At 54.1% G+C, this 13477-nt stretch carries 9 protein-coding genes, 6 tRNA genes and 1 pseudogene; 1 reads left to right on the top strand and 15 read right to left on the bottom strand.

Annotated elements, in window-relative coordinates; genetic code table 11:
- Positions 1-3: 3 nt before the first annotated feature.
- The 14 genes and pseudogenes from NM10_RS00075 to NM10_RS00015 all read right to left on the bottom strand — a co-directional run bounded on the left by NM10_RS00075 (position 4) and on the right by NM10_RS00015 (position 10492).
- Complete coding sequence (locus NM10_RS00075) at positions 4-1671, bottom strand: glycoside hydrolase family 13 protein (protein WP_020309591.1); 1668 nt, start codon at positions 1669-1671, stop codon at positions 4-6.
- Between the two features lie 9 nt (positions 1672-1680).
- A complete protein-coding gene (locus NM10_RS15200; RefSeq protein ID WP_442852350.1) occupies positions 1681-2550 on the bottom strand; it encodes a glucose PTS transporter subunit IIA in 870 nt (289 codons plus the stop codon).
- 297 nt (positions 2551-2847) lie between these two features.
- Positions 2848-3788: pseudogene (locus tag NM10_RS00070) on the bottom strand (PTS transporter subunit EIIC); the annotation flags it as partial.
- Between the two features lie 205 nt (positions 3789-3993).
- The gene (locus NM10_RS00065; protein WP_020309590.1) at positions 3994-4782 is read right to left on the bottom strand and encodes a MurR/RpiR family transcriptional regulator; all 789 of its coding nucleotides are present in this window, start codon (positions 4780-4782) and stop codon (positions 3994-3996) included.
- A gap of 205 nt (positions 4783-4987) precedes the next feature.
- Complete coding sequence (locus tag NM10_RS00060) at positions 4988-6223, bottom strand: hexokinase (RefSeq protein ID WP_020309589.1); 1236 nt, start codon at positions 6221-6223, stop codon at positions 4988-4990.
- A 216-nt stretch (positions 6224-6439) separates the two neighbouring features.
- Positions 6440-6515 (bottom strand) — tRNA-Val (locus NM10_RS00055).
- Positions 6516-6518: 3 nt separating this feature from the next.
- Positions 6519-6594: transfer RNA gene (locus NM10_RS00050), tRNA-Glu, on the bottom strand.
- Between the two features lie 15 nt (positions 6595-6609).
- Positions 6610-6685, bottom strand: a tRNA-Lys gene (locus NM10_RS00045).
- 5 nt (positions 6686-6690) lie between these two features.
- Positions 6691-6765 (bottom strand) — tRNA-Gln (locus NM10_RS00040).
- A 3-nt stretch (positions 6766-6768) separates the two neighbouring features.
- Positions 6769-6844, bottom strand: a tRNA-Asn gene (locus NM10_RS00035).
- Positions 6845-6865: 21 nt separating this feature from the next.
- A tRNA-Gly gene (locus tag NM10_RS00030) sits at positions 6866-6940 on the bottom strand.
- Between the two features lie 310 nt (positions 6941-7250).
- Positions 7251-8117 (bottom strand): LarC family nickel insertion protein, encoded by an 867-nt coding sequence (locus tag NM10_RS00025; RefSeq protein WP_020309588.1) that lies wholly within the window; start codon positions 8115-8117, stop codon positions 7251-7253.
- Between the two features lie 12 nt (positions 8118-8129).
- Positions 8130-9131, bottom strand: a complete 1002-nt coding sequence (locus tag NM10_RS00020; protein ID WP_020309587.1) for a nicotinate-nucleotide--dimethylbenzimidazole phosphoribosyltransferase — start codon at positions 9129-9131, stop codon at positions 8130-8132.
- Between the two features lie 263 nt (positions 9132-9394).
- Complete coding sequence (locus NM10_RS00015) at positions 9395-10492, bottom strand: iron-containing alcohol dehydrogenase family protein (protein WP_020309586.1); 1098 nt, start codon at positions 10490-10492, stop codon at positions 9395-9397.
- Between the two features lie 434 nt (positions 10493-10926).
- On the opposite strand from NM10_RS00015, the gene NM10_RS00010 reads away from it, so the two are divergent.
- Entirely contained in the window at positions 10927-12804 is a 1878-nt protein-coding gene (locus NM10_RS00010; protein WP_020309585.1) for a carbon starvation CstA family protein, read from the top strand.
- 143 nt (positions 12805-12947) lie between these two features.
- Here NM10_RS00010 and NM10_RS00005 read toward each other — a convergent pair.
- Positions 12948-13477 (bottom strand): integrase core domain-containing protein (locus NM10_RS00005; protein ID WP_020309584.1); only part of this gene is annotated, 530 nt, incomplete at its 5' end.

The following is a 13477-nucleotide window of genomic DNA, read 5'->3' as shown; positions in this document are numbered from 1 at the left end:
TCCTCATACACGATAGATGACGGCTTCGGCCGGGCGCAATCTTCCGGCTTCCTGGGCGTCGTAGTTGCCCAGAAGGACCGTTGCGCCTTCCGTCAGCGATGCGTCATAATCGATGGTTTCGTTGGTAAAATTGACCAGCGTCAATGTCGCCTGGTCGTCTAAGATACGCTTGAAAGCGTAAATGCGTTCATCATCAGCCAGCAGCTCTTCGTAGCGCCCTCGCTGCAGGATGGCTGCCGCTTCCCCCTGGAAGCGTTCGGCCTGGATGCGGCGGTAGTACCAGAGGACCGAATCAGCATCGTGTTCTTCGCTCTCAGCACAGCACTGCAGGTAATCGTCATGGACGGGCAGCCACGGCGTCCCCGTCGTAAAGTCGGCCTGGGCTGCCGTCGTCCACTGCATGGGCGTCCGGGCATTATCTCGGCTGTGGGCCTGGACGAGGTGCAGGGCCTCTGCCGGTGCAAAGCCTTCATCCAGGGCCAGCTGATACTGGCCGTGCGTCGAAATGTCATTGTAGTCTTCGATACGGGCAAAGGCCGTATTGGCCATGCCTAATTCCTGGCCTTCGTAAATGAAGGGCGTCCCGCGCAGGCTGAACAAGATGGTCGCCATGGCTTTGGCCGCCTTCTTCTTATCCGTCCCTTCCGGGAAATAACGGTTGACACAGCGTATCTGGTCGTGGTTCTCGAAGAAGATGGGATACCAGCCATTGGCTGCCGTCGCCTGCTGGCTGTCGGACAGGGCCTTCTTGAGCTTGGTCAGGGGCCATTTTTCAGCGCGGCACCAGACTTCATCGTCAGGAAATTCCAGGTTCACATGGCTGAACTCGAAGAGCATGCTGAAAGCCCCGTCCTTACCGACCCACTGGGGCAGGTCAGCCGGCGTGACGCCGTTGGCTTCGGCGACGGTGAAGATATCGTGGCCGTCGAAGACCTTCCGGCGGAATTCGTGGAGAAAGTCGAGGATGCCCGGCGTATTAGCGATCATCTTGTGGATGGACGACAGGCCGTCGGCGCCGTCGACGGGGCCGTCTGTGAAGACGGCCGGTTTCTTGATGTAGACGATGGCATCGATGCGGAAGCCGCCGACGCCTTTGGCTATCCAGAAATTGGCCGCATCATAGAGGGCCTGGCGGACGGCCGGATTTTCCCAATTCAAATCGGGCTGTTCGACGGCGAAGGTGTGCAGGTAATACTGCTGCCGTTCTTCGCACCACGTCCAGGCCGGGCCGCCGAAGATGGAGCGCCAGTTCGTCGGCGCCGAGCCGTCTTCTTTGGCATCGCGCCAGATGTACCAGTCCGCTTTGTCGTTCGTGCTGCTGCGCATCGATTCCTGGAACCAGGCGTGCTGGTCCGACGTGTGGTCGTACACCAGGTCCATGACGACGCGGATATCCCGCTTCTTCCCTTCGGCAATGAGGGTATCCATATCTTCTATCGTGCCGTAGCGCCCGTCGATGGCCGTATAATCGCTGATATCGTAGCCGTTGTCGACCATGGGCGACGGGTAGACCGGCGTCAGCCAGATGGCCCCGACACCGAGCTTCTTGAGATAATCCAAGTGGCGCGTAACGCCTGCAATATCGCCTTCGCCGCTGCCCGTCGTGTCCTGGAAGCTGCGGGGATAAATCTGATAGACAGCCGTCTGCTGCCACCATTTCAAAGTATCCATAAAACCCTCCTAGAAAATGACAATCGGTGTTTCACCAGCGACGACAGGCTGGTCCGGTTCCTTCTTCATCTGCGGGTATTCCGTCGAGTTGGTGACGGCCATGATGACGATGTCGTTATAGCCGGCTTTGGCGATGGCATCGCGGTCGAAGCGGATCAAGGGGTCACCGGCTTTGACCTGGGCGTCCTGCTGGGTCAGCAGCGTGAACCCGTCGCCATTCATATTGACTGTATCCAAGCCGATGTGGATGAGCACTTCGGCACCGTTGCTCAGTTCCAGGCCAATCGCATGGAGCGAGCTTTCCATGATCATGGAAACGGTCGCGTCTGCCGGGGCGACGATGGTATCGCCCGACGGTTTGATAGCGACGCCATCGCCCATCATCTTCTGCGAGAAGGCATCGTCCGGTACTTCGCTGATGTCGACGAGGTCGCCGGAGACAAAGGCTTTCAGCTTCATGGAACGGTCGTCTTCATCGACGGAAGCGATGGATTCAGCAGCCGGAGCTGCCGGCGTTTCTGCCGAGGCTTCTTTCGTTTCCGGAACCGTGTTTTCTACGGCTGCCGGCATTTCCCCTTTCATGAGGGCGTCGAAGTGGCCGCGGACATTGGGCACGGACAGGCCGACGATGACCTGGATGGCGTGGCCGTTCTTGACCAGGCCAAAGGCACCGGCATTGGTGAACTTGCTGGTCGCAGCGACCTTATCCGGGTCGTTGACCGTGACGCGCAGGCGGGTTGCGCAGTTGGTGACTTCGCGGATGTTATCCGGACCGCCGAGGCAATCGAGGAAGACCTGGGCTTTCAGGGCATCGGCACCGCCGGCAATGCCTTTCTTTTCCATTTCTTTCTTGGCTTTGTATTCCGCTTTGGTGAACAATTTGTCTTCGCCGCCATCATCGGTACGGCCCGGCGTGGGCAAATCGAAGTGAAGGATGAGGAAGCGGAAGACGACGAAGTAAATGGCCGTAAAGCCGAGGCCAATGGCAATCTGCAAAATGTAGGTCCAGGCATGATAGCGGAACAAGGGGATCCAGTTCTGGACGAAGCAGTCGATGAGGCCGCCGCCGAAGTTGCCCGACAGGCCGATGAAATAGAGCGTCGCCGACAAGGTAGCCGCTAAGACGGCATGGACGACGTACAAGAGCGGAGCGACGAACAAGAAGGTAAATTCAATCGGTTCGGTAATGCCGCAGAGGACGGCTGTAATCGTAGCCGGAATGAGCAGGGTTGCGACTTTCTTGCGTTTTTCCGGTTTGGCACAATAGTACATGGCCAGGCTGCGCCGGGCAGGCCGAAGACTTTGGCACTGCCGTGGAGGGCAAAGCCGCCTTGGGGGAACATGTCCCGCAAGGAATGAGCACTGGTGGCGAAATCATTGAGGTGCTGCAGCCAGTAAGCCTGGATGCCGCCGTCGCAGACAGCCGGACCGTAAATGAAGGGCAGGTAAATAAAATGATGCAGGCCTGCCGGCAAGAGAATGCGTTCCGAGAAGGTGTAAGCCCAGACGCCGAAGATGCCGCTGGTCTTGAGGAAGAACTGGAACTGTTCGATACCGTGCTGGATAGGCGGCCAGATGTAACAGAAGAGGAGCGCCATGGGCAGCATGACCAGGAAGCCGACGGCGACGACGAAGGCCGGTCCCTTGAAGATGCCGAGCCAGTCCGGGATTTCCGTATCATAGAAATGGTTGTGCAGGTAGGCCGAGATGCAGGCAATGAAGATAGCGCCGAGCATGCCCATGTCCAGGGTCTTGATGTTGGCAATCATGGCCAGGCCCGTGCCGGCACCGGCGTTCTGACTATAGTCGACGCCGAAGTAGCTGCCGTGAAGGGTCAGGATACCGGCGATGAAATAGTTAAATACCATGTAGATGACGAAACCTTCCATGGCACAGCGGGCCTGTTCTTTCTTGGCAAAGCCAATGGGAACGGCGATGGCAAAGAGGATCGGCATCTGATTGAAGACGGTCCAGGCGCCCTGCTGGACGACGTACCAGAAATCATACCAGAGGGTCCCTTTTTCTGCCAGGCTGCCGAAGAGGCCCGTATTGCTGAAGATGATCGACAAGGCGACAGTCAGCCCGAAGAAGGCGAATAAGATGACCGGTGTGTACATAGCGCCGCCAAAACGCTGCAGTTCCTGCATCACGCGGTCCTTGTTGAATGACATAGACAATTCCTCCCGTTTGTGAAACAAAGTACATAAGCTTTCCTTAGTAACAGGATATAAAAAAAAACGCCGCGAATACAATAGATTCGCGGCGTTCTGGCACACGGCCCCCGGCCTGTAACCTGGTACATTTCCTGTACTTTGGTACAGCCTATCGGGAAGCCTCTTTTTCTTGTTTCAAATGGTGCAGATACATACAATATTTCACATACCATATCTCAGCCAGGACAAAATAAGGCATCATGGACTGAAAGGCGACGTGGTCGTCTTCCTTGTCATAGAGCTGGAAGCGGGCCGGCGAGACGTAAAAATTGACCGTCGACAGCGACGCCAGGGTATTGTCGTGCAGGCGGGTAATGGAAATGAAGGGAATGTCCCGCAGTTTCAGGGCCTGGGCCAGTTCCTTAACGGCCGGCGATTCGCCGGAGAAGGAGACGATAATGAACAAGTCGTCTTTGGTCATGGTCCGGATGAGGTTGCGGAACTCTTCCCGTGCCGGTACGTCGTAGAGCATGACGTTATCGTAGAAAAAAAGACGCTTCAGCTCCTGGACGACGTTATTCTGGACGTAGCCCGACGCATAGGTGAAAATCCGGTTGGCTTCATGGACGAGGGCGCTGGCGCTATCGAAGTTACGGCTGCACAGCTTGTCCACGGTCTGTTCATAGAAGCGCTGGAGTTCGTCCATGACATTCGTATCATAGCAGGAAATTTCCGGTTCTTCCCGCTTGAGGAGCATCTTGAATTCACCGAAGCCGTCGAGGCCTAATTTCTGGGCAAAGCGGACAATCGTCGTCGTCGAGACGTGACAGGCCTTGGCCAGTTCATGGATCGAGCTGTGGCGGACGGCAGCGCGGTGCTGCAAAATGTACTTCCAGATTCCCATATCCGTATTGTTGAGTTTCTGGCGATGGGCGTTGATGAGTTCGGCAAGTTGCATGGCTGGTTCCCCCTTCACGAAACAGGCCCCGGCGGAAAAATCCGCAGGGGCCGGGTCATAGTTTCATTATAAGGAATCCAGGGACGGACGTCAAGCTGGTGGGCGCTGTGCCGCACAGAAAAAGGCTGCCATTTTACTACAAACTACAAACTCAAAACTCCATAAGAAGCTGTCTGTATAGAATAGCACTTCCGCTGGCTGACTATTATCTACAAAGTGCCGCAGCGATGGCAGCGCCGACGGAGGCGCCGTTGCTGTTGGGGATGACGTGGATGCGCGTATTTTCGGTCGGAGCCATGCAGAAGACGCAGATGGCATCTTCGATGAGCGACGGAACGCCTTTGATCTTTTCGACCAGGCTGCCTTCGATGGCGATGGACTGTTCCGTAAAGCCCTTATCCTCTGCCAAGTGACTGAGAAGGCCGAAGCTGGCCGCCCCGATGAGCTGGGCTGCCCGGGCAAAGACGGCCCGGACCAGGGCACAGAGGCCTTCTTGCTCTTCTTCGCTGACGGCGAAACCGAGCAGTTCTTCTGCCGTCTGCTGGCCGGAAATGAGTTCGTTCATGTCGCGCGTCGTAAAATACGGGATGTCCCGTTTGAGGTATTCGCCAAAGACGACGCGGCAGACTTCGCTCAAATAGCGGCCGCCGATCATCTTTTCAAAGGGATGGTCGCCAGGCAGCTGAGACGCTTCATCGACGAGGCGGTCCCAGACCGTAGCCGGGCCGCCGTCGAAGCCGGCCGCTTCCAGGTTGACGATCATCTGCAGGGCCGGTTCATAATAGCACATGTTAAAGCCCGTGCCACAGACGATGCCGATGCGCGACGGGTTGTGCTGATAGACCGAAGAAAGGAGGGTCGCCGTCGTATCGTTGAGCAGGGCCACCGGTTCGATGCGGTCCAGGCCGGCCCGGACAAGGGCCTCTTTCAGCAGGCCATTGATGGACTGGCCGGCCACGCCGGGAACGGCGATTTCCTTGGACCAGGCGATGAGGCTGGCATCCTTGGCCGACGTCTGGTCGACGGCAAAGGAAAAGGTAAAGCCCAGTTTATAGTCGTGATTGCCGTCAGCCGCTTCCTTGACGATGGCGGCGATGAAGTCGAAGAGTTCGTCTGCCGTCTTCGACGAAGCCGTGTAGTCGTAGTCAGCGCATTTCAAGGGTTTGGCCACCTTGCTTTCTACGGCAAAGCCCTGTTCGCCCATGAGGCGGATGCGCGAAGCCCGGACGTTCGTGCCGCCGAAATCCAGGGCCAGGAAGGTCCCCGTTTCCCGTCCCGTCGGCAAGCCCAGATAGGTGCGCAGCGCCGAAAGGGAGCTCTCCTTCCCTTCCAGAGCGTCTTCGGCACTCTTCCGGAAGTGCTGTGCCAGTTCCCGCAGCTCTGCGCCGGATAACTGCAATGCCTGTCTCATTTTTTCCCAATTTTTTATCGTATCTGCCATGATCGTTGGCCTCCTGTCTGTACGCAAAAACATCTATATTCTCATGATAATGAAAAAAGGCCATAAAGACAACTCTTTTATGGCCTTTCGGTTCCGTAACACGACAATGGACGGTAGTACAAAATATGGATATTGGTACAGGCGCTGCGCGTAAAAATAAAAAGGAACCGTGCACGATGGTGAAGACCTTCATGCTCCAGTTCCTTGAATAGAGTTTGGTGGGCGATAACAGGATCGAACTGCTGACATCCTGCTTGTAAGGCAGGCGCTCTCCCAGCTGAGCTAATCGCCCAAGTGGTGACCCCTACGGGATTTGAACCCATGTTCTCGCCGTGAAAGGGCGATGTCTTAGACCGCTTGACCAAGGGGCCACATAATGTGGAATGTGGTGATCCACCCGAGATTCGAACTCGGGACACCCTGATTAAAAGTCAGGTGCTCTGCCAACTGAGCTAGTGGATCATGATTGGCAGGGGTAGTAGGATTCGAACCTACGAATGACGGAGTCAGAGTCCGTTGCCTTACCGCTTGGCGACACCCCTGTATGGCTCCTCAAGTAGGACTCGAACCTACGACAAATCGGTTAACAGCCGATTGCTCTACCAACTGAGCTATTGAGGAACAATAGCTTCCCGAAGGAAATGGAGCGGAAAACGAGACTCGAACTCGCGACCCCCACCTTGGCAAGGTGATGCTCTACCACTGAGCTACTTCCGCATGACGACTTTCTAAGTATATCACATCGGGATTGATATGTCAACGCTGTATTCCGGCGGGCCGTTGTGCCCGTCACAGTGCTTAATTATAATACCATGACGTATGAGATTTGTCAAGAAAAAAAATAGGCTGTCGCATTAAGGCAGCCTATTTTTGAGTATTAAGTTTGCAGTTTGTAGTTTTTAGTGAATGGTTTTAAATTTAAAGCCATTTTCTGCAAACTACAAACTCTGTACTACAAACTATAAAGAGAAAGGAGCCTTGCATGATGGCAAATCCATTCGTGTGACAATCCCCTACGATTTACAGCCTACGATATTTCCCCTGCCTGTCCGATGAAGCCGCGGACGACGTTGGGGATAGTCAGGTCTTTCGTTCCAGCTCCGTAGGCCACGGTGTCGTAGACGAAATCCTTCGGGCGGACGCCGGCATGCGCCAGGACTTTGACCAGGGCAGCGCCGGTCGGCGTGACCAGTTCGCCTTTGATATCCGTCGCATACCAGGGAATCCCGGCCAGGAGTTCGGCCGTCGCCGGTGCCGGGACGGGCATGATGCCGTGAGCGCAGCGGACAAAGCCGCTGCCGGCATGGAGCGGCGACGTGGCGATTTGTTCGATGCCCAGGTATTTCAGGCACCAGACCGTACCGACGATATCCAGGATACAGTCGATGGCGCCGACTTCATGAAAGTGTATCTCGTCGACGGGGACGCCATGCACCTTGGCTTCGGCTTCTGCCAGGGCCTGGAATACGGCCAGGCTCTTGGCCTTGATATCGTCCTCGATAGGTGCACCTTCGATGATCTTGGTAATTTCCGGAAGGCCCCGGTGCTGATGGTGATGATGATGGCCCGTCATATCGACGAGATGGCCCTGGCCGGCCAACTCTTCCCCATGATGCGCGTGGTGTTCATGGTGTTCGTGTCCCTGTTCATGGTCGTGATGCTCATGATGGTCGTGAGCCCCGTGGTCATGACGTTCTGCATCGAGGAGGACATTATAATAGATAGACTGGATGCCCAGCTTGTTGACGCTGTGGCACACCAAGTCATAGCCCGTCAGGTTCAGCGAGGCCATGGCCTGTTTAAAGGCTTCAAAGGGGACACCGGCCTGGATGAGCATGCCGATGAACATATTGCCGCTGATACCGGAAAAGCAATCGAGGTATAAGGTTTTCATGGAAATCGCTCCTTATTTTAAATTTTCATTCATCATCTGTACCGATGCGTCGAGCATGGTCAGGCCCATAGCCGAGCCCATGCCCTGGTCGAGGTTCTGGTCCAGTTCGACGAAGGGCTTGAGGCCCAGTTTCTTCATCTGCATCTGATGGACCGGTTCCAGATAGCGCGCCGAAGCGCAGACGTAATCGTCAATCGTCGGGCATAAGGCGCGGGCAATGAGGACGGCAGAGCCGGTGACGGCGTTGTCAAAGATGACGAGCAGCTTGCGCTGGGCTGCCGACAGGATGAAGCCGACCATGGCGGCAATGTCCGGAGCCCCGGCACGGCGCAGGAGGTCCAGGGGATCTGACGCATGGAAGTGGTGCTGGTCGATGACTTCCTTCAATTTCTCTAATTTCTGACCGGACTTCATGTGCTCCGGCAGTTCTTCCAGCTGGTCCCGGAAAAAGACAGCTGTCAATATGAAAGCCGTCAGCAGTCCCCGTTCGCCGAGGTTCCCCAGACCTACAGCCGTATAGCCTTCATCGGCCAGGTTCTGTCCGATCTGCAGGCCGCTGAAGAGGGCATCCATCATTTCATCTTCGCTCATGGCATCCTGGCGGGCCCAGAAATGGCTGCCGTGCATGACTTTTAAATTCTGTACGCCCTGCGATTCCGGGATATCTTCTTCCAGGCCCATGTCAAGGAGCATGACGCCGGCACCGATGCGGTGGGCCACCTTATTGATAGGCCCTCGGCCAGTGGCGATTTCCAGGGCGTCGGCCTTGCTGTTCTTGCCCTTGGTCTTATTTTCTCCGCCATCGACGGCATGGTCAGCTGCAAAGACGACGACGGCTTTCTGCAATTTTTCCGGATGCAGCGTCCCCTGTACACCGGCAATGCGGCCTGCCAGATAGGACAACTTGCTGTCCTGGCGTATGGTCAGACTGGCCAGGCGCTGATAGCACTCTGCCGTTTTTGCCAAATCCATCGGTTCGATGGCACTGATGACTTGTTCTAATACTTGGTCCATAATCCCCTCCGTGGCGTGAAAAGTTTGAAAAGGAGCTGTCGCAATAAGACAGCTCCTTTTTGAGTTTTAAGTTTGAAGTTTTCAGTTTGTAGTATATGGTAAAAATTTAAAAACATCTTCTACAAACTACAAACTCCATACTACAAACTAATCTTATTATAAAATTCATTATACACGAAAAAGCCAGTTATCGCTACATCATGACGTTCATCGTAGTCCGTTCATCGTTCATCGAAGCACTTCGACCAACGGCCTTCAAGGTATTATAACGAACGGCCGAATTCGTCGGTATCCATGATGGCTTTTTTGAAAGCTTCTTTGGTCAGCGGTTCGGGGACGCAGGTCCATTCGGTCAGGGCCGGAGCAGCATCAACGATGGAATCGACTTCGCCGGCTTTGATATCGAGGTCAGCCAGGGTCGTCGGGTAATGGCACTTCTTATAGAGGGCCGCTACCTGGTCGCGCAGTTCAAACTGTTTGTCATAGGTCAGCAGGACCAGGACGCCGAAGGAAACCGTTTCGCCATGGAGATGGCCTTCGACGACTTGCGGCAGGACCGTCGACGCGTTATAGAACATGTGAGCCAGGGACGAATTGTAGTAGTAGTCGCCGCCGCCCGTCGTACAGTTGGAAACGAGGCCCGTGCTGATGATGATATCCAGGACGACCTGCTGCAGGGCATAGGTGATCTTCTTGGCCTTGAAATCTTCCAGGGCCTGTTCACCATACTGCAAGAGCGGCGCCGTGCAGGCTTTGCCGATGGCCCGGCCCAGGAGGACCGTATGGAAGTGTTCCGCCGTACGGCTGGCCAATTCCGATTCACATTCTTTACTCATAGCATCGCCGATGCCGGCCCAGAAGAACTTGAAAGGCGAGTCGGCAATGATGGCCATATTGATGAAGGTATGGACCGGCGGCTGGTCGAGATAGTAGTAGCCGGCAAAGGATTTATCGGCTTTGTACATGACAGCCAGGGCCGTCGATGGAGCACAGTTGGAAGCCAGCGTCGGGAAAGCGAACAAGGCCTTGCCAGCCCGGTCAGCGACGACTTTACAGGTATCGATGGCACGGCCGCCGCCGACGGCGAAGACCAGGTCAGCATCCTGGACGGCCTGTTCACGGAGCAGGCGGTCGACGTGTTCATACGTCGCATCGTCGCCGTACCAGAGTACGCCGAGGACTTCCAGGTCCGTCTTGGCGATGGCATCGAGCAAGGGCTGTTTTGCCTTGGACAGGGCCGTCTTGCCGCCGATGATGACGACTTTTTTGCCGAAATGACGGGTAATCTTGCCGATAGCATCATAAGCATGGACGCCAATGGTAAAAGCCGGCAGAACCAAAGTATAGTCAGTTTGAGACATGATAAAAACCTCCTGTAATAATGAAAAAAGATAAGTTCAAAAGCTATAGCCATTATAGCATTGTCCACTGGCCGTGGCTAGGGTAAAAGGTTTAACTTTTCTATTCGCAATACCTATGAAAAATCGCTATGTTGACATTTATCCATATGACTTTCAGTAATTATATGGCTTATCTAGTATGTAAATTAAACGTTCATTGCTATATATAGTATGAAAACGTTTACTATAACAAATTGTAATTTGATAATGTATTTTGAGTTATAATCAGTTAGCGTACTATGCTGAGTGTACATCTTGCAATTCGGGAAAACTGCTCTATAATAAGGGAGCGTAGTGTAGTGTACCCCATTTCCAAGCGTTGTACGTTGGTATCATTTTGTTTCATACGGAAAGGGTTGCACGCATACTATTTTATCAAAGGAGGTTCTTTTTGTATGAACGGTTTGTATCTCGTTATTATTTCAGCATTAGTGTTCGTACTGGCTTACCGTTTTTACGGCGCTTTCATCGCCGCAAAAGTCTTGACGCTGAACCAGTACAAAGTCACACCGGCATTCCGCTTTGAAGACGGTCATGACTACGTACCGACCAACAAGTACGTCGTCTTCGGCCATCACTTCGCAGCCATCGCTGGTGCGGGCCCGCTTGTCGGCCCGGTCATCGCCGCCCAGTTCGGTTATCTGCCCGGCGCTTTATGGATTCTCATCGGTGGGGTTCTCGCCGGTGCTGTCCATGACATGGTCATCCTCTTCTGCTCCATGCGTTACGATGGCAAGTCCATCGCCGAAATCGCAAAAGCACAGATTGGCCAGAAGACAGGCGTAGCTACTTCTTTCGCCGTCCTCTTCCTGAATATCCTCTGCATGGCTGGCATGGCCGTCGTTATCGCCAATGCCCTGGCAAACAGCCCGTGGGGTACTTTCACCATCGGCATGACCATTCCTATCGCTATCTTCATCGGCATCTACATGCAGTTCCTGCGTCCTGGCAAGATCAAAGAAGGCACCATCATCGGCGTCATCCTCACCTTGCTGGCTGTTGTCGCTGGTCCGGCAGTCCAGGCTTCGCCGGTCTTAGGGCCCATGTTCACCATCAGCCATAACGGCATCTGCATCGCCCTGATCATCTACGGCTTCATCGCCGCAGCCCTTCCGGTATGGCTCCTTCTGGCACCGCGTGATTACCTCTCTACGTACATGAAAATCGGTACTATCGGTGCCCTGGCTCTCGGCATCCTCATCGTAGGCCCGCAGATTCAGATGCCGGCAACGACGCAGTTCTGCGCTGGCGGCGGCCCGGTCATTACCGGTGCAGTCCTTCCGTACATCTTCGTTACCATCGCCTGCGGTGCTGTTTCTGGTTTCCATTCCATGATTTCCACCGGCACGACGCCGAAGATGCTCATGAACGAACGCTCCATCCTGCCTGTCGGCTATGGTGCTATGGTTACTGAATCCTTCGTCGCTATGATGGCTCTGATTGCAGCCTGCGCCCTCGTACCGAACGATTACTTCGCTATCAACTCTTCGGCTGCACACTTCCAGGCTCTGGGCATCCAGGTCGTCGACCTGCCGCACCTGAACGAAATGGTCGGTGAAAACGTCGCTCATCGTCCGGGCGGTGCTGTTTCCCTGGCTGTCGGCATGGCTTACATCTTCTCGAACCTGCCTGGCCTCGACCACCTCATGAACTACTGGTATCATTTCTGCATCATGTTTGAAGCTTTGTTCATCATGACTATCATCGATGCTGGTACTCGTGTCGGCCGTTACATGCTCCAGGAACTCGTCGGCCACGTATGGCCGAAATTCGGTGACCCGAACTGGAAACCGGGTGCTATCGTAGCATCGGCTTTGATCTGCGCAGCATGGGGTTACCTCGTACTGAACGGCAACTTGTCCACGATTTGGCCGATTTTCGGCGTATCCAACCAGCTGTTGGCTATCATCGCCCTCTCCATTTCGTCGGTTGTCATCTGCTCCATGGGCAAAGCCCGTTACCTCTGGGTTACTGGTCTTCCCTGGGCTTTCCTGATGGTCATGATTTTCTGGGCCGACTTCCTGAACATCTTCGAAATCTACCTGCCGAAGGGTGAATGGACGATGTTCACAGTCTCCATCATCATGGCCGTCCTGGTCATCATCGTAGCTATCGGTGCTATCCGTAGATGCATCTACCTGGCTAAGACCGTACCGGCCAGCTATGATACGACAGAAACTGTCGAAGCAGAAGAACTCAAACATCTCCAGGAACTCGTTAAGACGGATAAAGCCGCTCAGCGTTTCCAGGAATTAACTATTGCTCATCACTAAGAGCGAGTAAAAAAAGGCTTGTCGCACATGCGGCAAGCCTTTTTTCTGTAGGGGCGACCACGTTGTCAAGAATAACATCGTTTACATTTTGTGCAAGGACATCCTTTACACTTTATGCAAGCACATCGTTTACAAATTTCTTCTTATTGAAGCTTTAATTTTCCTTCTAAACGAGGATCGTTGTGAATCAGATAAGCCCGTTTCATCAGGAATACTTGCTTATTTACGTCAATCTTCCCGATGATGAATTGCCTAAAGTACAAGGTTAAAATGGAGTTTCCATCCAACTTTGTCTCCCGGACAGCGACAATTTTATTGCCTAATGCTTCACTGAGAAAGTAGCCTTGTCCTCCGTAGGTGAGATAGCCGGAACTTTTGATGCGCCTTAATTCAAGGCCTTCACCGTAGTCCCAGGAACGAATCCTGCGGGGATATTTCCTTAGGCTGGATGTGTACTGCGATGCCGGAGTTTCTAACGTAAGCGATGTATGCGGCCGTCTGTTGTTGTAAAAATCCCGAAAAGCATCGAAATGGGATTGGGCATCCCGCAGATTCTTGTACAACGGACCTTGTATGCATCCCTTCCGGAACGTCTGATTCATCCGTTCCTGCTTGCCCTGTGTCTGAGGATGTTTAATCCTTCCATGAATTACCAGGACGCCCCGTTCCATSA

The organism is Megasphaera sp. NM10, assembly GCF_000417505.1.
Lineage (GTDB): Bacteria > Bacillota > Negativicutes > Veillonellales > Megasphaeraceae > Megasphaera > Megasphaera intestinihominis.
Note: the sequence above shows the minus strand (reverse complement) of the source record. Positions and strands in the feature narration are given on the sequence as shown.

Excerpts from the sequence above, each read along its gene's own strand:
- NM10_RS00075 (WP_020309591.1), bottom strand. The coding sequence starts at position 1,671 with ATGGATACTTTGAAATGGTGGCAGCAGACGGCTGTCTATCAGATTTAT.
- NM10_RS00065 (WP_020309590.1), bottom strand. The coding sequence starts at position 4,782 with ATGCAACTTGCCGAACTCATCAACGCCCATCGCCAGAAACTCAACAAT.
- NM10_RS00060 (WP_020309589.1), bottom strand. The coding sequence starts at position 6,223 with ATGGCAGATACGATAAAAAATTGGGAAAAAATGAGACAGGCATTGCAG.
- NM10_RS00025 (WP_020309588.1), bottom strand. The coding sequence starts at position 8,117 with ATGAAAACCTTATACCTCGATTGCTTTTCCGGTATCAGCGGCAATATG.
- NM10_RS00020 (WP_020309587.1), bottom strand. The coding sequence starts at position 9,131 with ATGGACCAAGTATTAGAACAAGTCATCAGTGCCATCGAACCGATGGAT.
- NM10_RS00015 (WP_020309586.1), bottom strand. The coding sequence starts at position 10,492 with ATGTCTCAAACTGACTATACTTTGGTTCTGCCGGCTTTTACCATTGGC.
- NM10_RS00010 (WP_020309585.1), top strand. The coding sequence starts at position 10,927 with ATGAACGGTTTGTATCTCGTTATTATTTCAGCATTAGTGTTCGTACTG.